At 56.6% G+C, this 18415-nt stretch carries 18 protein-coding genes; 1 reads left to right on the top strand and 17 read right to left on the bottom strand.

Annotation, left to right across the window (positions count from 1 at the left end; translation table 11 throughout):
• Nucleotides 1-10 precede the first annotated feature (10 nt).
• From eutB to ACMYSL_RS08180, 17 genes are all read right to left on the bottom strand, one after another.
• Nucleotides 11-1372, bottom strand: coding sequence for an ethanolamine ammonia-lyase subunit alpha (gene eutB / locus ACMYSL_RS08260; RefSeq protein ID WP_112212898.1), 1362 nt, complete (start codon nt 1370-1372; stop codon nt 11-13).
• 11 nt (nt 1373-1383) lie between these two features.
• Nucleotides 1384-2787, bottom strand: coding sequence for an ethanolamine ammonia-lyase reactivating factor EutA (gene eutA / locus ACMYSL_RS08255; RefSeq protein WP_434662155.1), 1404 nt, complete (start codon nt 2785-2787; stop codon nt 1384-1386).
• Nucleotides 2784-4016, bottom strand: a complete 1233-nt coding sequence (gene eutH / locus ACMYSL_RS08250; RefSeq protein ID WP_434662153.1) for an ethanolamine utilization protein EutH — start codon at nt 4014-4016, stop codon at nt 2784-2786. Before eutH ends, eutA begins: the two co-directional genes overlap by 4 nt.
• A 194-nt stretch (nt 4017-4210) precedes the next feature.
• Nucleotides 4211-5398, bottom strand: coding sequence for an ethanolamine utilization ethanol dehydrogenase EutG (gene eutG / locus ACMYSL_RS08245; protein ID WP_182240255.1), 1188 nt, complete (start codon nt 5396-5398; stop codon nt 4211-4213).
• The gene (eutJ, locus tag ACMYSL_RS08240) at nt 5388-6227 is read right to left on the bottom strand and encodes an ethanolamine utilization protein EutJ (protein WP_434662151.1); all 840 of its coding nucleotides are present in this window, start codon (nt 6225-6227) and stop codon (nt 5388-5390) included. Before eutJ ends, eutG begins: the two co-directional genes overlap by 11 nt.
• A 12-nt stretch (nt 6228-6239) precedes the next feature.
• Entirely contained in the window at nt 6240-7643 is a 1404-nt protein-coding gene (locus ACMYSL_RS08235) for an aldehyde dehydrogenase family protein (protein WP_182240259.1), read from the bottom strand.
• Nucleotides 7644-7654: 11 nt separating this feature from the next.
• Entirely contained in the window at nt 7655-7942 is a 288-nt protein-coding gene (gene eutN / locus ACMYSL_RS08230) for an ethanolamine utilization microcompartment protein EutN (protein ID WP_110272173.1), read from the bottom strand.
• Nucleotides 7943-8048: 106 nt separating this feature from the next.
• Entirely contained in the window at nt 8049-8342 is a 294-nt protein-coding gene (eutM, locus tag ACMYSL_RS08225) for an ethanolamine utilization microcompartment protein EutM (protein ID WP_110272172.1), read from the bottom strand.
• A gap of 39 nt (nt 8343-8381) precedes the next feature.
• Nucleotides 8382-9398 (bottom strand): phosphate acetyltransferase, encoded by a 1017-nt coding sequence (gene pta / locus ACMYSL_RS08220; protein WP_142513057.1) that lies wholly within the window; start codon nt 9396-9398, stop codon nt 8382-8384.
• Entirely contained in the window at nt 9395-10198 is an 804-nt protein-coding gene (gene eutT / locus ACMYSL_RS08215) for an ethanolamine utilization cob(I)yrinic acid a,c-diamide adenosyltransferase EutT (RefSeq protein ID WP_182207516.1), read from the bottom strand. The genes pta and eutT overlap by 4 nt, the downstream gene beginning before the upstream one ends.
• Nucleotides 10195-10887, bottom strand: a complete 693-nt coding sequence (gene eutQ, locus ACMYSL_RS08210) for an ethanolamine utilization acetate kinase EutQ (protein WP_142513059.1) — start codon at nt 10885-10887, stop codon at nt 10195-10197. Before eutQ ends, eutT begins: the two co-directional genes overlap by 4 nt.
• A complete protein-coding gene (eutP, locus tag ACMYSL_RS08205) occupies nt 10865-11344 on the bottom strand; it encodes an ethanolamine utilization acetate kinase EutP (RefSeq protein WP_110272168.1) in 480 nt (159 codons plus the stop codon). The genes eutQ and eutP overlap by 23 nt, the downstream gene beginning before the upstream one ends.
• A gap of 12 nt (nt 11345-11356) precedes the next feature.
• The gene (gene eutS / locus ACMYSL_RS08200; RefSeq protein WP_110272167.1) at nt 11357-11692 is read right to left on the bottom strand and encodes an ethanolamine utilization microcompartment protein EutS; all 336 of its coding nucleotides are present in this window, start codon (nt 11690-11692) and stop codon (nt 11357-11359) included.
• Nucleotides 11693-11915: 223 nt separating this feature from the next.
• Complete coding sequence (locus tag ACMYSL_RS08195) at nt 11916-13376, bottom strand: MdtP family multidrug efflux transporter outer membrane subunit (protein WP_434662148.1); 1461 nt, start codon at nt 13374-13376, stop codon at nt 11916-11918.
• Entirely contained in the window at nt 13373-15421 is a 2049-nt protein-coding gene (gene mdtO, locus ACMYSL_RS08190) for a multidrug efflux transporter permease subunit MdtO (RefSeq protein WP_434662146.1), read from the bottom strand. The genes ACMYSL_RS08195 and mdtO overlap by 4 nt, the downstream gene beginning before the upstream one ends.
• On the bottom strand, nt 15421-16452 hold the full coding sequence (gene mdtN / locus ACMYSL_RS08185; protein ID WP_182240267.1) for a multidrug transporter subunit MdtN: 1032 nt from the start codon (nt 16450-16452) through the stop codon (nt 15421-15423). The genes mdtO and mdtN overlap by 1 nt, the downstream gene beginning before the upstream one ends.
• Nucleotides 16453-16471: 19 nt before the next feature.
• Nucleotides 16472-16747: a YtcA family lipoprotein gene (locus ACMYSL_RS08180; RefSeq protein WP_434662145.1), complete on the bottom strand. Its 276-nt coding sequence runs from the start codon at nt 16745-16747 to the stop codon at nt 16472-16474.
• Nucleotides 16748-17151: 404 nt separating this feature from the next.
• Here ACMYSL_RS08180 and ACMYSL_RS08175 point away from each other — a divergent pair, with 404 nt between their 5' ends.
• Nucleotides 17152-18393: an anaerobic sulfatase maturase gene (locus ACMYSL_RS08175; protein WP_434662144.1), complete on the top strand. Its 1242-nt coding sequence runs from the start codon at nt 17152-17154 to the stop codon at nt 18391-18393.
• Nucleotides 18394-18415 lie beyond the last annotated feature (22 nt).

Here is an 18415-nt window from a genome sequence, read left to right as displayed (position 1 = left end):
CCCCGCGTCATCAAAAGAACAGTGACGGATCGCCCGCCCGTTTGGTCAGGCGACCGTTTGCCATAATGCCCATGGTTTCCAGCCAGCGTTCGAACTCCGGCGACGGCCGTAAATTCAGCAACTGACGGACGGTGGCGGTATCGTGAAACGCGGTGGTCTGATAGTTGAGCATGATGTCGTCGCCGAGCGGCATGCCCATGATGTAGTTGCAACCGGCGGTGGCGAGCAGAATCATCAGATTTTCGTTGAGGTTCTGGTCGGCGTCAGCGTGGTTGGTGTAGCAGCAGTCGCAGCCCATCGAGATGCCGCTCAGCTTGCCCATAAAGTGATCTTCCAGACCCGCGCGGATAATCTGCCGGTCGTTGTAGAGATACTCTGGCCCGATAAAGCCCACCACGGTGTTAACGAGGAACGGATCGTAGTGCCGCGCCAGACCGTAGTTACGTGCTTCCATCGTCACCTGATCGGCACCGAAATTCGCGCCAGCCGACAGCGCCGAGCCCTGCCCGGTTTCAAAGTACAGGCAGTTTTCCCCGGCGATACGGTTGAACTCCGCGCCAACCGCGCGCGCTTCATCGAGCATCGCCAGCTCCACGCCGAACTCTTTTAAGCCCTTCTCACTGCCGCAGATACTCTGGAAAATCAACCCGCCCGGCGCGCCGCGACGAATCGCTTCGATCTGGGTGGTGACGTGCGCCAGTACGCAGCCCTGGGTCGGGATATTGAATTTGTCGATAACGCCGTAAACGGTATCGAGCACGCGGGTCAGGTTCTCCACGTCGTCGGTGACCGGGTTAACGCCAATCACCGCATCGCCCGCGCCGAAGGAGAGCCCTTCGTAGATTTGCGCGGCAATACTTTGCACATCGTCACGGGTATCGTTCGGCTGCAGACGGCAGCTAAAGGTGCCCGGCAGGCCGATGGTAGTGTTGGCTTTTTTGATCACCGGCATTTTCTTCGCGCCGTAGATCAGGTCAGCGTTGGAACTGATCTTCGCCACCGCCGCCACCACTTCGGAGGTCAGCCCTTTGCGCACAAACGCGATATCGTCGCTGGTCACTTCGTCGTTCAGCACGTATTCGCGCAGGTCGCTGATGGTCCAGTTCTTAATACGGTTATAGGCGGTTTCATTGACGTCGTCCTGAATCAGGCGCGTCACGCAGTCTTCCTCGTAAGGGATCACCGGGTTATTACGAATATCGGCAACCGTCATATCGGACAGCACCTGCTTCGCCGCCACACGCTGCTGCGAACTCTCCGCCGCCACGCCCGCCAGCACATCCCCCGAACGCAGTTCGTTGGCTTTAGCCAGCACCTCTTTTACATCCTTAAACTGATAAACATTGCCGAACAATGTGGTCTTTAGTTTCATAAGTCGTTCCCTCAGGAAGGAAATGCGAGTGATTTCACCGTCACCGGCACAACCGATCCGCCAAAAAGAGGCGTACCAATGTCGATATAGTCCCCCGCCCGGACGCTCACCTCATCGATGACCGCCAGCGGGAGTTGTTGTAACTGCGGGCGCAGCAGCATGCCCAGCGCCTTGCCAAAATCCTGCTCGGCTACCACCAGCAGGGGATGCGGATTGGGAAAACGCGCGATAAAGGCGACAAGCGCGTCAATAACCGTGAGCAATGCGGCGTAGCGCACCGGAAGCGATGCGGGAAGCGCCAGCACGTAAGCATCGGTTTGAGGATCCAGATCGAGCTGTACCAGCGCCTGCTGCCAGGCCGTCACGAGGTCAGCAGACTCAAGCGGGATCGCCACCGGCAGGTTACGAATCGGCAAAGCGACATCGTCCAGCCAGATGGTGCTGCCGGAGAGCGACAGCGTGTGCGCTCCCGCGCCAATCACCGTGGCGCGCACGGTTTGCGCTGGAAACTGCACATTCATTTCGCGCAGGCGCGGATGCTCATGCAGCGCCATCGCCAACAGCGGCCCAATATCAGAAAAACAGAACGGATCGGCGGGCTGGTTGCGGTAGCACTCTCCCACCCCGCCGGAAAGGGTAATCACATCTGGCTTCTTATCGGCGGGCAGCAATCCGGTCTGCATCAGCTTTTGCGCCAGTGGAGAGAGCGTGCCGTCGATAACCTCGACGATAAGCGCCGCCATCCGTCGCGCCACCTGAATCAGCTGGGTTGCATTAAGCGAACGGGCATCGGTGCCAGCGCCGAAAACCTCATCGACAATCCTCTGCCCCGGCTGATGAGCGTGAACCACGCGCCCTTGCCCATCGGTCTCCAGCAGACGACCACCGACGTTCAGGCAGGCTGTACCGCTGACTTTTCCGGCATCAAACAGGGCGTAGTTCGAGGTACCGCCACCGATGTCGATGTTCAGCACCCGACACAGGCGCTGCTCCGACAGGGTTTGCGCCCCGGCGCCGTGACCGGCAATCACCGACTCCAGATGCGGACCGGCGCTGGCAACCACAAAGTCCCCCAGCGACTGCGACAGCGTCATCACCGCCGGGCGCGCGTTGCGGGTTTTCGCGCTTTCCCCGGTGATAATGATTGCCCCGGAGTCCACCGATTCAGGCGCAATGCCTGCGGCCTGATACTGGGCCAGAATCAGCGCCTTAAGTTCAGCCTCCTTCAGACCGCCCTGCTTATCGACGGGGGTAAAGAAGACCGGGCTTTGCCAGCTAATTTCGCGTTTGATGAATTCGTAGCGCGGCACCTGCGACACCGCCGCACGGTTCACCAGCTCAAGGCGCGAAAAGATCACCTGGGTGGTGGTGGTGCCGATATCGATACCGACGCTCAGCAGCTGGCGCGTGTTCACGATTGCGCCTCCGCTTCGGTTTCTACTGGTGCAGAAACGTTTTCATCTTTCGGTACCAGCATCATCGCCACGCCAATTGCCGTCACGCCGCCGATCAGCTTGCCGACAATCATCGGGAAGATCATGGCGTTCATATTGGCGGCGGCGAAGCCTAAGTGGTCGCCCAGCGCAAAAGCGGCAGAGACCGAAAACGCGCAGTTGATGACTTTGCCGCGAGTATCCATGAGCTTCATCATGCCGAACATCGGGATGTTGTTGGCCAGCGTCGCGACCATACCAGCAGCAGCGATATTGTTAACTTTCAGCAGATTGCCGACGCGCATCAGCGGTTTTTCAAACCAGCGGGTCAGCAGCAATACCATCGGATAGGCACCGAGCAGTACGCAGGAGATGGATCCGATAACTTCAATGGCGCGCATCACTTCGCCGGGCTTGTCGTCGGCCGCCATAAAGATAGGGTCAAGACCAGGGATCAGATCCCAGCCAAGCAGGAATTTGATCACCGCAGCGGCAAGTCCGATGGTGATCAGCGCCACGAGGAACTTGGCGAAGATCTGGAAGCCGTTGATCATTTTTTCCGGAATAAACTTCAGCCCCAGCGCCACCAGCGCAGCGACAATCAGCACCGGGATCATGTTCATCAGGATCAGCGCGAAGGTGAACTCAACCGGCTGGCCGTTAACCTCAACACCGGAGTACATCGCAATCAGGCCACCCGCAATACAGCCGATCGGAATGGTGACAATCCCAGCCAGTACGCCCAGCGCCAGATAACGACGATCGGAGGGCTCGATAATGCCGAGCGCGACCGGTATGGAGAACACAATGGTTGGCCCCATCATGGAACCCAGAATCAGGCCGGAGTACATCCATGCCGCAATGTCGCCGCCCGCCAGCTCTTTGGCGAGGAAGAAGCCACCCATATCACAGGCCAGCAGCGTCCCGGCGAACATCGATGGGTTTGCACCGAGCATTTCATACAGCGGAATAATCACCGGCCCGAGCAGATGCGCCAGTACCGGAGCCAGCGCGGTCATACCGACCATCGCCAGGCCCAGCGCGCCCATCGCCATAAAGCCTTCTTCGAACTGACTGCCGGATCCCTCGATACTTTTACCTATCTTACCGAGGAAGCGCGCCGAGCCGCCGAACTGCGACAGGATCCTGTCCACGGCGGCAATCAGCATAAAGAACATCATGATGTACATGATGATTTCGTTAATTCCCATAGCCCTTACTCCCTGTCATTTATGATTTGTAGATACTGTGAACACCTGGAACTCTTGAGTGATATGCCGGTGTTGTAGCCCGGACAGGCGCTACGCGCCGCCTCCGGGATAACCCTCCAGCTCGCATCATTCCCGGTGGCGCTTCGCTGACCGGGCTACGGGGTCACCGCAATCCTGTACTCCGGGAAATCGCATCATTGCGCCGCCGTATACAGCTGGATAATCTGCTCCTGGTTGGCGGTTCGCGGGTTAGTACGCAAACAAATATCCCCCAGCGCCGCCTGCGCCCATGCACTGAAGTGTTCAGGTAACGCTCCGGCATCCGAAAGCCGTTTGGTCAGGCCCACCTCGGCAATCAGCTCGCGTACGGCAGCAATTGCGTCGTGGTGATCGGTTTTCTTGCCGGTTAGCGCCCGGCCGATATGGCTAAAGCGTTCGCGGCACACCATGCGGTTAAATTCCATCACCGTCGGCAGCAGCATGGCGTTGGCCTGGCCGTGCGGAATGTGCAGCGCCGCGCCAGGCTGGTGCGCCATCGCGTGGCATAAGCCCAGACCGGCGCTGGAAAAAGCCATCCCGGCCATGCACGAGGCAAGCAACATGCTTTCGCGCGCAGCGAGATCGTGGCCGTAGCCCACCGCTTTCGGCAGCGACTGGGCAATCATCGCAATCGCGCCAATCGCCAGGCTGTCGGTGAACGGCGTCGCGTTGAGCGCGCTGTAAGCTTCTATGGCATGAGTCAGCGCATCGATACCGGTCATCGCCGTCACGTGAGGAGGAACACCTTCAGTCAGCGCAGCGTCAAGAATCGCCACGTCCGGCATCAGAGAAGCATGCGCCAGCACCTGCTTACGTCCGCTTACCGCATCGATAATCACCGTCACGTTGGTGGTTTCGGAGCCGGTTCCGGCCGTTGTCGGCACCGCAATCAGCGCCAGGCGCGGGCGCAATGCGCTGGTTTCGGTCATGGCGCTCAGCGTCTGATCAGGGTTGGTCGCCAGCAGCGCGACCGCTTTTGCCGCATCCAGCACTGAACCGCCGCCAAAAGCCACTACGCCGTCGCACTGCGATTCGCGCAGTTGCGCCACCGCCGCACAAACGTCGGTAATGCACGGCTCACCCAACGGACACGGCCAGACGGTCATCGCCACGCCTTTCATCGCCAGACTGCGTTCAAGCCCGGCGGTCATTCCCGCTTGATGCAAAAAACTATCAACCATCACGAACAGATGGCTCAAACCGCGAGTTTGCGCTTCCTGCCCGCAGGTGCTGAGCGCGCCGAGGCCGCACAGCGTGACCGGCGGTACGCTAAAGGTTTTTACGCGTTGCAGATTCAGGGTATCGAATGCCTGAAAGAGCGCCGTCTGCAATTCAGCTTGCATAGATTCCCTCCGCTTTCTCTCTCCCGCTGCTGGCAATTGCCAGCGGGGTCATAAACAGGCTGTGCTGAGGCAAATGCACCTGCAATTCCGGGAAGCGCTTGCGAAAAAGCGCATCCACGCCCGGCTGCATACAGGAGCCGCCCGCCAGCCATAAATCAGCAATTCCCTGCCCTTCAATATGGTGAGCAACAATCTCAGCCATCTTTTCGTATACCGGCTTCACCACCGGCCAGATCTCCTGAGCGTTGCTGCGCTTGTACTGCTCCGCTTCTTCCAGTTGAATACGGCGGTTTCCGGCAAGCGTCAGGGAGATGTGATGACCACCGGTGGCTTCGTCGGCGGAGTACGTCACCTCGCCTCGTTTGACGATAGCGATGCCGGTGGTACCGCCGCCGATATCCACCACGCCCGCGTTATCCAGTTGCAGCAGATCCGCCACCGCGGTCGGTTCATCCAGCACATGGCTGACTTCCAGCCCGGCGGACTCCAGCACATTGATCGAAATACGCGGATCGGTGCCCGGCGGAAACGAGGTCGCCGCGTGGGTAAAGCGGCAGCCAAGCTGCTGTTCGAGGGTGTCGAGATGGCGGCGCACGATGGTGACGGCACCGAAGAAATCCCAGACGATGCCGTCACGCACGACGTCAGCCCAGTCCAGGCACACCGCCACCGGCTGCCCTTCGCTGTCGACAACCATCGACACCACGTCGCAGGTGCCTAAATCCACGCCCAGCCACAGCGGTGATTCACTGGCGGCAGGCGTCTGATTACACAGGGCTGCCGCTTTTTGCAGTCTGGAGGTGAGCCAAAGTTGTTCGTCGTGCGCCATCTCTTTCACTCCTTATACGATGCGGAACGCATCCACCAGCACACAGCGCCGCAGGCGAACAAAGGTGCGCGCACTGGTCACCCCTTCCCCGGTTGGCGTGGTGATGGTCATGGTGGTCCAGCCTTCACCGCCCAGTCCAAGCCCGGCAATGCACGGTCCGTTTTTAACGAAAATGCTGGTGTCGATGGCGTTGGCCATTTGGTTCATGTTGTCGATATTGCGCGAGTGCATCGCCGCCGTGTGATGGCAACCGCCTTCAAGCTGGACCGCCAGGGCGATGGCCTCTTCGACGTTGGCGACCCGCACCACAGGCAGCACCGGCATCATCAGTTCGGTCACCGCAAACGGATGGCTGGCTGAGGTTTCAACGAACAGCAGGCGCGTTTGCTCCGGGACGTTCAGACCGATGGCCGCGGCAATCTTGCCCGCATCGCGCCCGACCCAATCACGGCTGACGGTGCCTTTGCCGCGCTCATCGACATTTTTCAGCAGCACCGGCTGGAGCTGCTCGGCCTGAGCGGGAGTCAGTTTCACCGCATGTTGGCCTTCCATCAGGCGCATCAGCTCATCGGCGACGCTATCAACCACAATCAGCACTTTTTCATCGGCGCAGATGATGTTGTTATCAAACGACGCGCCTTTGACGATGGACTGCGCGGCGCGCGCCAGGTCGGCGGTCTCATCAACCACCACCGGTGGGTTACCGGCTCCGGCAGCAATCAGGCGTTTGTTGGTATGCTTGCGCGCGGATTCCACTACCGCTTCGCCGCCGGTGACGACCAGCAGGCCGATGCCGGGGTACTTAAACAGCCGCTGGGCAGTTTCGATATCCGGGTTCGCCACGGTGACCAGCAGGTTTGCCGGGCCGCCCGCCGCAACCACCGCCTGATTAAGCAGGCCGATCGCGCGCTGAGAAACACCTTTCGCTGCCGGATGCGGCGCAAAGACTACGCTGTTGCCAGCGGCAATCAGGCTGATGGCGTTGTTAATGACGGTCGCGGCCGGGTTGGTGGACGGTGTTACCGAAGCCACCACGCCCCACGGCGCGTTTTCAATCAGCGTCAGGCCGTTATCGCCGGTCAACACCTGCGGGGAGAGACACTCCACGCCCGGCGTACCGCGCGCCTGAGCGACGTTTTTGGCAAATTTATCGTCAACGCGTCCCATGCCGGTTTCAGTCACGGCAAGTTCTGCTAATTCCTGGGCGTGTTTTTCGCCCGCTTCACGAATGGCATGAATGGCAAGCTGGCGCATCGCCACGCTCTTCAGCCCCTGTTGGGCAACTTTCGCTGCCGCAACGGCGTCATCCAGGGAGGCAAAGACGCCCATTTCATGAACGGCGCCAGCAGGCTGACTGCTGTCTTTCATCTTCAGCAGTACCGCTTTGATGACCTGTTCAATATCCTGTTGATTCATTTTCTTATGCCCTATTTGTGAAAGATCACCTGACCACCAGCCACCGCTTCATCGACGATGCCAATCACGCACAGGTCGACGGGAGAGGATTCACGCGCATGCGCCTGGCGGGCTGAGCTACCGCTAACCAACAGCACCCACTCACCGGGCCCCGCGCCAATATTGTCGATAGCGACGGCGCTCTGCCCGTCGGGATTACCCTGGGCGTCAATCATTTCCACCATCAGCAATTTGTCGTGCGCCAGTCCCTGATGGCGGACGGTACAAACAATTTGTCCTGTGACGATTGCCAGCTTCATATCCGCCTCCGTGGCTTATTTCAGGTAAAGCAGTTCCCTGCCCTCCGTAGAGAGCCATTTGCAAAAGGGAGAACGTGACGCCAGCAGGTGACGTCACAAAGAACGGTTACAGGTTGCTGCTATCGCCTTTAAAGCTGATCGGGAACACTTCTTCCAGATCACCATGCGGACGCGGAATAACGTGTACCGAGACCAGCTCGCCAATGCGCTGTGCCGCTGCGGCACCGGCATCCGTCGCGGCTTTACACGCCGCCACATCGCCACGCACCATGGCAGTACACAGGCCGCCACCGATCTGCTTCACGCCAACCAGCTTCACGCGTGCGGCTTTAACCATTGCGTCAGAAGCCTCAATAAGCGCAACCAGGCCCCGGGTTTCAATCATTCCTAATGCTTCCATTGTGTTTTCCTCTTAATCAAAGGGGGTCCAGAACGGGACCTATACAACGAGTGTTTGCGAGTCGTTTACCCGATTCGCGTCAGTCTGGCGCGGCACGGCTGCCACTAACGCCAGTTCGATAATTTCCTGCACGCTACAACCTCGGGAGAGGTCGTGAAGCGGCGCGGCAAGTCCCTGAATGAGCGGCCCAACGGCGCGATAGCCGCCCAACCGCTGGGCGATTTTGTAACCAATATTGCCCGCCTCCAGCGATGGGAAGACCATCACGTTCGCATTGCCTTCAAGCGGGCTGGCGGGCGCTTTTTGCGCGGCGACATCCGGCACGAAAGCGGCATCAAACTGCAGTTCGCCGTCCACCATCAGCTGCGGCGCACGCTGGCGGACGATCTCGGTCGCCTGCTGTACGTTGGCAACATTGGGGTGGCGGGCGCTGCCGTTGCTTGAGAAAGACAGCATCGCGACGCGCGGCTCCTCGCCGGTAATGGCTCGCCAGGTGTCGGCGCTGGCGATAGCGATATCCGCCAGCTGCGCCGCCGTCGGTTGCGGCACCACGCTGCAATCGGCGAAGCCTAATGCCGGTCCGATGTACTGCGGCAGCATCAGGAAAATCGACGACAGCGTTTTGCAACCCGGCAGCAGGCCAATAATCCGCAATCCAGCGCGCAGCACATTCGCCGTTGACGAAAGATTGCCAGCAATGCACACATCGGCCTTACCCGCGCTGACCATCGCGGCGGCGAACATCAGCGGGTCATTGAGTTTTTCCAGCGCATCCGGCGGCGTTTTCTCTCCGGCACGGGCCAGCCAGCGCTCGGCAAACGCTTCGCGCATGGACAGATTGCTGTGCGGGTCGATGACCTGAATACCGTCCATCGGCACGCGGTGGCTGAGCGCAAACTGGCGCAGAGCAAACGGACTGGCGACCAGAATCGGCCTTGCCAGCCCCTGCTGTTGCAGGTAGTGCGCGGCCTTCAGCACGCGAACATCCAGCGCGTCCGGAAAGACCACCCGAGCGGGTGAACGCAATGCAAGTTGGCGAGCGCGTTCAATAATCATTGCTCCCCTCCCAGGCGTTGTTGTATTTGGCTAACGGTGAGCGGATGCTTCGTGACGCACAGAATCATCATCACGTAGACGGTACTGGAGAGGCGGTTTAGCGCTTGCAGAATGTCCGGGCGCAATACCTCAAAACTGCGGCTAATAAAGACCTGGGCGGCAACCGTTTCAGCCTCACGCACCTTGGTACGCAACAGATTCAGCAGCGCGGCATCCCGCCCGTGGCTGGCTTCCGGCACCAGATGATCGTGGTCGAGATAGCGCAGCGGCTGATGGGAAAGCCGGTGCAGCTCATCTTCGTTCAAGCCGACGATGGACTGCGCCGCCAGCGGTTCATCCATGGCGTCGGCACGCATAATGTTGCCCAGACGCGAACGAATATCCGCCAGCCACGGCTGCCACGGTTCCGCCAGTTCGATTTGCAGCCACACCGCCAGTGCGATAGTGCTGTCGAGCACCGCGCGAAAGCCCAAACGCGGGTCGCTTTTGGCGACCATCTTGTCTGCCGTCAGATGGGTCAGCGTATCGGGCTTTTTCACCACCGGCTGGCGACACAGCTCGCAGCACGCCTGCGGGTGCGTTTCGCTGCTGGTTAAGCCATGTACCGGCTGCGGCTGCTGTTGCTCATCATCAACAAACAGGCTTCCCTGCTCGTCGATAAACTTGATGCGCAGACGGCGGCTTTCCAGCAGTTCCCGAGCTGATGGCGTCAGGCGAGCATCGGCGGGCAGATGAATCTCTGCTCCTTCGCTGAGCGTGTGGTTTGCTCTGAGCCAAGCTTCGGTGATGAAATCTTTCATAGCGATTGCCAGTTCGCAGGCCAGGCAACGTACAGGAAGCGCACGCTCGACGGAGTGCCGAACTCGATGCTCGAACCTTTCGGAATAAACATCACGTCACCAGCTTTGGCAATCATGGTTTCGCCTTCATGGCGCACGTGCAGCTCGCCCTCCAGCACCATATCAACCTCGTCGTAATTCAGCGTCCACGGGAAAAAAGCGTTTTCCCACTGCATAAACCCGGCGGCCATGCTGCTGCCGTCCTGGTCGGTGACTAAGTCCGTTAAGCCGACGCAGTGCGGTTCAGCACCGTCGAAGCGGCCAAACTTGACGCTGCTGCCGTCAATGACTTTTACGCCACCTTTGCCAGTGACCGATTTAAAGCTGGGCTGCATATCGCCCTGCGCCAGCGACTGTTTCTCCTTCATCACCTTGTCCATCAACTGCGCGACCAGACTTTCGGTAAACTGTCCTTCCGGCAGCTGCGCGATGATGGTTTCACGAATGCGCTGGCTTTCGGTTTTCTCCTCTGCCACCGGTGCCGCCACCGCAGGTGTGGATTCATCGCATTCGGTAATGGCGACGCCCAGCAGATCCGCAACTTCGCGGGCCTCCGGGGTGATGATGCTGGCGCGCAGAACAATCGATATCTTCTGTTCACCACGTGCGTGGGCCGCACGAATATCGTTAGCTGTGATGAGTTTCTTCACCTGCCCCTTCCTCCTTTTGGCTGAGCTCTGTCAGATAATCCACCAGGTGCTGTACGCTTTGCGGGTCGTGGCCGTTGAGTTCAAAAATCGGCTCCTGAAACCCCATTGCGTGAAGTAACCGCCGCGTTGCGGCAACGTCGGCATCCGGCATATCCGTTTTGCTGATTGCGGCGATTTGTCGTTTACTGGTGCCGATATCCAACAGCCCGGCAGGTAAGCGACTCTCTTTGTCATTGGCTGCATGGACATAAATCAGCGTGTCCACATCCTGTAGCGTGGTAATTAACGCGTGATACCAGCGCGGATGACTGAAATATTCCCCTGGCGTGTCGATATCGCCACTTTCATTAAATTCCACGGCCTGCGTTTTCCTGGCGAGGGAATAATTCCCCTGCAACGCGTTAAATAGCGTTGTTTTCCCCGCGCCCACCGTACCGACAAATGCAATACGTTTCATCGCCGCCTCTAATTAGCTTTTTGTTAACTCGCAGAGGGTATAATTTAATAATCTGCCCAGTCCGCTAACCGTTTGCAGTAGCGCCTCTTCTACCGCGCCAACCGAACCATAGATAACCAGCGCGCCGCTAAATCTGTCGAGAAAACCGATATGCACATCGGCGGCCTTCATCGCCAAATCACCAGCGATCATGGCGGTTTCTCCAGGGGTCAAGGTCATAATGCCGATAGCGCCGGATTCGGGAACGCCGATCTTTTTCGCCAGTTCCTCGCCAGGGTGCGCAATCAGATGCGCCAGCGTAACCTGCTTTCCTGGTACAAATTCCTGAATGATGCGTTCTTTATCCATGGCTCACTGCTCCGCTAAAATCTGGGCTCATGGTGACAAGATTTTGCTGGAGTAAATAACAAAATTCGGCAAGCTGATTTAAAAGGTGAGGTAGATCACTAAGAAAATAAAATAAAAATAAGGGCTAAAAATCAGGGTGAGGTGATTAATTAATGCGGGGAGAGTGTGCGTATAAAAAATGCCGCATGAAGGATTTCACGCGGCATCATCATTATTTTTCAAACTATTCTTTTGTCACCGCAGGAGCCTGGTAGCCGCCCCCCAGTGATTTCATTAGCTGAATATTCTGGATAACCCGCTGGGTGTCCAGGATGAGCAGCGATATCTCTTCCGCCAGAACGGGAAGTCGGGCTTCGGTTGCCTGTAAGCGGCTTCCCAGACCACGTTTAAAGGCGGCCTCAGCGGCAGCCTGCGTATAGCGCATCGCCTCAACCCGGTCCAGTTGCATCCCACGTTCTTCATTCAGCGTCTGCAAACGCGTACCGTTAATCGCAACATCGCGCACGGCGTCGAGCACCTGTTGATTATAGCGTTCAATCATCATGTTACTGGCGGCCCGGGTGTGCTGCAGGTTGGCATTGAGACGCCCGCCATCGAACAGCGGCAGGCGCAAGCCAGGAATGAAGTTAATCTGCTTGCTGGTACTTTTAAACAGCTGGTCGAGATGAATTGCATCCAGGCCAAAGAACGCTTTGATATCGAAACTCGGATAGAACAACGCGCGAGCGGCATCCACCTGGCTTAGCGATGCCTGCACGTACCAGCGCATTGCCTGTAAATCAGGACGCCTGGCGAGCAATTCATACGAGAGCGTTGATGGAAGACCGGTTTGTATCTGCGGCAAAGCAATCGGCTTAATGTCAGGTAAATCGCTGGCACCGGCACCGATCAGCGCCCGCAGCGACTCACGCGTTTCTTTGATTTGCCCTTTTACCGCCGCGATCTGTTTGTCCACCGCCAGCATCTGCGCTCTGGCGCCGTGGTACGGCACCTTCGCTTCCAGCCCGTGGGCGACTTTGCTCTGGTGAGCTTTCACCGCGAAATCAATAACGTCACGAGTTTGTTGCAGCAGATCAAGCATCTGATAGCTGGCCTGCATGCTGTAATAAAGCTGCGCTACGCCAGCGCTGAGAGACAGCTCAACCGCCGCCGTCTCAGCAAGCGCGGCGTTTTGCGCGCCGATGGCCGCCGCCACCGCTGAACGATGCACGCCCCACAGATCAAGATCCAGACCGGCAAACAACCCCACCGTCGCTTCAGTGTAGTAAGGGCCATCCATACCGAGCTTTGGCGCATCCATCGCATAAGGGCTAAGGAAGCCGTTGGCCGAAACCCGTTGCCGGTTGACCATCCCTAATGCGGCAACCTGGAGCCGCGATCCGGCCTCTAACAGATCGGCCTGCGATTGTGACTGCTCTTCGCGCAGTTTCGCCTCAGCCAGCGTATGCGAGCCGGAAAGCGTGCGCTGAATAAGATTGTCCAGCTGCGGGTCGTTAAACTGACGCCACCATTGCGCCTGCGGCCACCCCTGGCTGGCGAGATGAATGTCATCAGCCAGTTTGATTTGATCGGGCTGAATAGACTGATGCTGGGCAGAATCTTTGCGTATCAGCGCGCAACCGGTGAGCGCTGTGGTGCTGGCAAGAATGCCGCAAAGTAGTAATCGCGGAAGGTTACTGGTCATAGTTGAGAGACTCCTTGCACCGGCTCTCTGGCTGGCGAGTGATCCGTGTGGGTCCAGTCGGGTAAACGGATCATCTGCTGCATGACGCATTGCTCCTGTTTGTCTAACCCGGATAATTTTTCCAAAGAGGAGGATGAGAGCGCGATATCAGGAGGTGAACTCGTGCCGCTCGTCAGGCCCTGCGCGTATTTTTCTAACGCATCGGCAAAACGGGCCGCTCTCGCCTGCTGCGCTTCATCGTCCAGCATTCCGGCATGCTCCCAGGTCGTTTCCCAGGCATAAAGAATTTCTCGCCCCTGGTGAATAACCTGCTGGCCGTAATTAACCAGCCTGATGCGCTCATCGGCATCCAGATGACGCTCTAATGCCACCCGCTCGCAGATTTCCTCGCAGCCGCTGATGGTTGCCAGAAAACCGATGCGCAGTTGCAAATAGTTGCGCTGAGCCACCGCATCCTGCTGGCGCGGAATACGCATAAGCTTGCTGAGTATCCCCAGCGCGCCCGCCAGCTTTTTCGGCAGCACGCCCGCTTCGCTTTCTGGCCAGATGAAGGTGTAGACAACGGCTGAAACCGCAGTACCAATCAGGATCCCAATGGCACGATCGCGTACTTCAACCAGGTCGTAGATCGGCCCGAATGCGTTCTCAAGCGTTGCCAGTGCGAAAGTGACGACCATCTGCGTACCGATGTAGGACGAGCGTTCCGAGCCGGTGGCAATCCACGCGCCAAGCAGAAATATCGGTGTCAGAACACACAATAATTCAACAATACCGTCTAGCCAGGGCATGATAAAAATCGTCACCAGCAGCGCTAACATTGCGCCACATAGCGCACCGCCAAAGCGCAACACCATTTTCTGATACGACGAAGCAATACTGGCGTTCGCCACAATAATGCAGGTCAGCATACAGGTGTGGATGCCTTCCCAATCGACGCCGGAATAAAAGACATAGCAAATCATGCATGCCAGCAGCGTTTTCAAGGCATAGCGGATATAGACCGGGTTGGTAAACGCATCGGCAGCCATTGACGGCTGCTTCGCTGGCGGGGTTGGCGGCGTGTCGGGATCCATATGTCCCAGCTGTAGCAACATCTGGCAGAGCGTTTGCAGACCACACGCCTGCGCGACGGCACTCTCGTCAGCGCTGAGATGCCATTCACTACGCCAGGGTTCACCCTGAGCAATCGCATTTTGCAGCCCGGCAATTTCACCGCGCAGCTTACTGATTAACTCGCCAGTTGCCTTGTCGCCGGGTATGGCCGAAATATCAAAGCGGTTAAGCGTGGCATATATCCAGGTCACCGTTGTGACACATGTCTGCCACCAGGCGCTTCTTGCGCGCCAGTCAGCATCATCAGCCATGTAAAAGACGTTAAGCTTTTGCAGAGCCAGCGCTTCTTTCTCAATGTTTTTTTCTGCCAGAGGCGGAACGGAGGACGTCAAATGGCTAACCGCGTCATCCAGCCTCTCACAAAGCACCGTGCGCATCTGCTGAACTGCCCGGCTGGGAAACCACAAAACGCCGGTCAGCACCATCAGCAAGGTGGGATAGAGGCCAACCACGATACACCACAGCGTTAAACGCAGTACGATATCCGGATAATCGAGCATCCCCGGAAAGGTTTGGCCATATACCGCCACAATGGCAACGGCGAAAAAGACCAGGCCCAGGCGATGGGTGCGCATCATAAACATGCTTCCCAACACAATCAGGCTGGCAATGCCCATGCGTAGTAACGGATAGCTGTAGGTCCATTTGTAGATCAGCAGCAGGCTGCAAATTTCAAGCACGGTGGCGACCACAAACAGAATCGCCACAAATTTGGTATAAAAGGCGTTGGACTGAATACCGTAAAACAGCACCGCCAGCGATATTGCCAGGAATGGGATTTCAAAGGTCATTGAAACCAGCACCACCACCAGGCAATTCACCCATAGCAGCATCGTCTGATGGGTCCGCCCCGGACGCCGCTCGCTTAGCTCCTCATGAAAGAATGCCAGCAACCGGACCCATGACATCGGTAAATAATTGAGGGCGCGCATTATTGCGGCTCGAGCGTTGCGACAGCCGAAGCGCCAATACGAAACATCTCTGCGTCCGGTTTATCCACCATAATTTTCACCGGAAAACGCTGTGCCACGCGGACCCAGTTAATTGAGCGGGATACGTGCGGTAATCCGCCCAGCACAATGCCGCCATCATCGGGCAGCACCCCGTAGCCAATCGAATCTACTTTCCCCTGGAAGGTTCTGCCAGAATCGCTCATCAAATGAATAGTTGCGGGAACGCCCGGACGAATATTTTTTAAGTCCGTCTCGCGAAAATTAGCGATGACATACCACTGGCGTGTGTCGATCAGGGTAAATACGGGCTTCATTGCTGAAGCAAACTGGCCTACGGACGTTTTCAGAGAAACTATCCGTCCATCAAAAGGTGCGCGAACAATCGTCATATCCAGATAGAGCTTAGTCAGGGCGATATCAGCCTGTACAACCTCACGCTGGGCTACCAGTGCGTCAACTCCGCTCACGGCGCTGGCCGCCTGCTGTGCCTGGAGTAAAATAGCATTGAGATCGGCCGCGGCGGCCCGCTGCGCCGTTCTGGCGCGGTCAACATCTTCCGCCGAGACAAAGCCTTCCGATAACAAAGGCTCGGTGCGGCGCAATGTATCGCCCGCCTGTTTTGCCGCGGCGCGCGCTTTTGCAACTGCCGCCTGAACGGAATCAGCACCGTATTTTTGTGCATCTACGCTGCGCTGGGTCAGCATAATCTGCTTATCAAGCGCGGCAAGCGCGGCTTCAGCCTTCGCCAGATTGGCTTGATACTGGCGCGGATCGATGCGGAAAAGCAGATCCCCCTGCTTGACCGGCTGGTTATCTTTTACCGCTAGCTCGACAATGCGCCCACTGACTTCGGGTACAACGTCAATGGTATCCGCAGCGGCATAGGCATCATTTGTTGACGGCGAACTGTCCACTCGCCAAATCACAAACACCAACACGACCAACGTCAGTAGTACCAGAATCAAGGCCGGTATTTTTTTACCCGGCGATTTTTTCAGTGAACTTTCCATGAGGGCATCTCAACATGAATTAAAAAAATACCAGCCAGAACAGCATGGAGTAGAGGACAAAAAGGCTGGTATACACAATAGCGGGGAATCCCGGCCGTATATTTCTGTAAGTAATCAATCGCCGGGTGAGCAATGTCAGAAGAACGCCCATAATAATGCAAAATAGCCAACCAGGATAATAGGCGCCGATAACGGGAATAGCAGGCGACAGGGTACATCCTGTTAATAATATCGCTGGTGTAAGCCAGAAAAATCTTTCTATTTGCGTCACAATACGGGATTTAAATGTTTGCATAATGAAATACATCCTGTTTATTGCGAACAATATCCTGAGTGAATGTAAAGTATCTTAAGAAGGTAAAAGTATCGCTATCCATTACTGATAGTAAACACTTTTATCAACTCACCGCATTCATAACTTATATTTTTCATCTATCATTTAACCAAATGCATTCAAAAATCAAATGATTAAATATTTTAAACAGCTCACAGCCAACTTCTCTCTCCATGATATTACCGCCCTATAGTGCCATAATGGACGATATCGGGATGTATTATTCTGAATTTACGCTTCGACCTCAATAAATTCTCAGGTGACATGGTTGAATGTTATTATCATCAATACAAGCATTGCCTGCCGCCACTTCTTAGCGAGGTGTCACAGGACATCGAAAAATAGTTTTTAAGGGTTAGCGCAATATGCCTCAAAATATACCAACTCGAGCCTTTCATGCTATGGCGAAACCCAGCGGGTCAGACTGCAACCTGAACTGCGCTTACTGTTTCTATCTCGAAAAACACGCGTTATATGACGATGTTCCACAACCTCGCATGAATGATGCGATGCTGGAGCATTATGTCCGCGATTATATTGCCTCATGCGATCCAAAATCAGAGGTGGCATTCACCTGGCAAGGTGGCGAGCCGACGCTGCTGGGACTGGATTTTTACCGTCGTGCTGTCGCCCTTCAGGTCCAATATGGTGCCGGACGGCAGATCAGCAATAGTTTTCAAACCAACGGCGTGCTGTTAGATGATGAGTGGTGCGAGTTTTTTGTACGCCATAATTTCCTGATTGGCTTATCGCTGGACGGGCCTGAGGATATTCATAACGAATACCGCCTGACGAAGGGTGGCCGTCCGACGCACAAGCTAGTGATGCGTGCTTTAGCGCGGCTTCAGCAGCATGGAGTGCAGTATAACGTGCTGGCCTGCGTGAATCACCACAGCGCCCGGCAGCCGGAGAAAGTGTACGAATTTCTCGTCGCCAGCGGCATCGAGTTTATTCAGTTCATCCCCGTCGTCGAGCGTCTGGCCGATGCATCAGCGCAGCAGTCTGGCCTGACGCTACGCTCGCCCGGCGAAACCTGCGGGACGTTAACATCATGGTCGGTACAACCTGAAGACTATGGTGCATTTCTTTGCCACGTTTTTGACCGCTGGGTTAAGCGCGACGTAGGTAAAGTTTACGTCATGAACATTGAGTGGGCATTCGCCAGCTTCGTTGGCGCGCCCGGCGCGGTCTGCCATCACCAGCCAACCTGCGGTCGTTCCGTGGTTGTCGAGCATAATGGCGACGTTTATGCCTGCGATCATTACGTCTACCCGCAATATCATTTAGGCAATATCTGCGAGCAAACCTTTGCCGCGATGCTGGACTCAGCAAAACAGGTTGATTTCGGTAAAGATAAATACGCCACTCTGCCCAATCAGTGCCGTCAGTGTTCGGTGCTAAAAGCCTGCTGGGGCGGATGTCCAAAGCATCGTTTTGCGTTAACGGAAGAGGGCAAACCGGGATTGAATTATTTGTGTGCCGGGTTTCGCCGCTATTTCCAGCACTTACCGCCATATCTGAAGGCGATGGCCGATCTGATGGCGATGGGCCGCCCGGCCAGCGATATTATGCATGCCCATTTACACCATCGCAGAAAAGAGAAATAAAATAACCGGCTTCATAAGAAGC

It is taken from the genome of Klebsiella sp. MISC125 (assembly GCF_051131775.1).
Classification (GTDB): domain Bacteria; phylum Pseudomonadota; class Gammaproteobacteria; order Enterobacterales; family Enterobacteriaceae; genus Klebsiella.
This window is presented reverse-complemented; position numbering and strand designations above follow the sequence as displayed.

Excerpts from the sequence above, each read along its gene's own strand:
- eutB (WP_112212898.1), bottom strand. The coding sequence starts at position 1,372 with ATGAAACTAAAGACCACATTGTTCGGCAATGTTTATCAGTTTAAGGAT.
- eutH (WP_434662153.1), bottom strand. The coding sequence starts at position 4,016 with ATGGGAATTAACGAAATCATCATGTACATCATGATGTTCTTTATGCTG.
- eutG (WP_182240255.1), bottom strand. The coding sequence starts at position 5,398 with ATGCAAGCTGAATTGCAGACGGCGCTCTTTCAGGCATTCGATACCCTG.
- eutJ (WP_434662151.1), bottom strand. The coding sequence starts at position 6,227 with ATGGCGCACGACGAACAACTTTGGCTCACCTCCAGACTGCAAAAAGCG.
- ACMYSL_RS08235 (WP_182240259.1), bottom strand. The coding sequence starts at position 7,643 with ATGAATCAACAGGATATTGAACAGGTCATCAAAGCGGTACTGCTGAAG.
- eutN (WP_110272173.1), bottom strand. The coding sequence starts at position 7,942 with ATGAAGCTGGCAATCGTCACAGGACAAATTGTTTGTACCGTCCGCCAT.
- eutM (WP_110272172.1), bottom strand. The coding sequence starts at position 8,342 with ATGGAAGCATTAGGAATGATTGAAACCCGGGGCCTGGTTGCGCTTATT.
- pta (WP_142513057.1), bottom strand. The coding sequence starts at position 9,398 with ATGATTATTGAACGCGCTCGCCAACTTGCATTGCGTTCACCCGCTCGG.
- eutT (WP_182207516.1), bottom strand. The coding sequence starts at position 10,198 with ATGAAAGATTTCATCACCGAAGCTTGGCTCAGAGCAAACCACACGCTC.
- eutP (WP_110272168.1), bottom strand. The coding sequence starts at position 11,344 with ATGAAACGTATTGCATTTGTCGGTACGGTGGGCGCGGGGAAAACAACG.
- eutS (WP_110272167.1), bottom strand. The coding sequence starts at position 11,692 with ATGGATAAAGAACGCATCATTCAGGAATTTGTACCAGGAAAGCAGGTT.
- ACMYSL_RS08195 (WP_434662148.1), bottom strand. The coding sequence starts at position 13,376 with ATGACCAGTAACCTTCCGCGATTACTACTTTGCGGCATTCTTGCCAGC.
- mdtO (WP_434662146.1), bottom strand. The coding sequence starts at position 15,421 with ATGCGCGCCCTCAATTATTTACCGATGTCATGGGTCCGGTTGCTGGCA.
- mdtN (WP_182240267.1), bottom strand. The coding sequence starts at position 16,452 with ATGGAAAGTTCACTGAAAAAATCGCCGGGTAAAAAAATACCGGCCTTG.
- ACMYSL_RS08180 (WP_434662145.1), bottom strand. The coding sequence starts at position 16,747 with ATGCAAACATTTAAATCCCGTATTGTGACGCAAATAGAAAGATTTTTC.
- ACMYSL_RS08175 (WP_434662144.1), top strand. The coding sequence starts at position 17,152 with ATGCCTCAAAATATACCAACTCGAGCCTTTCATGCTATGGCGAAACCC.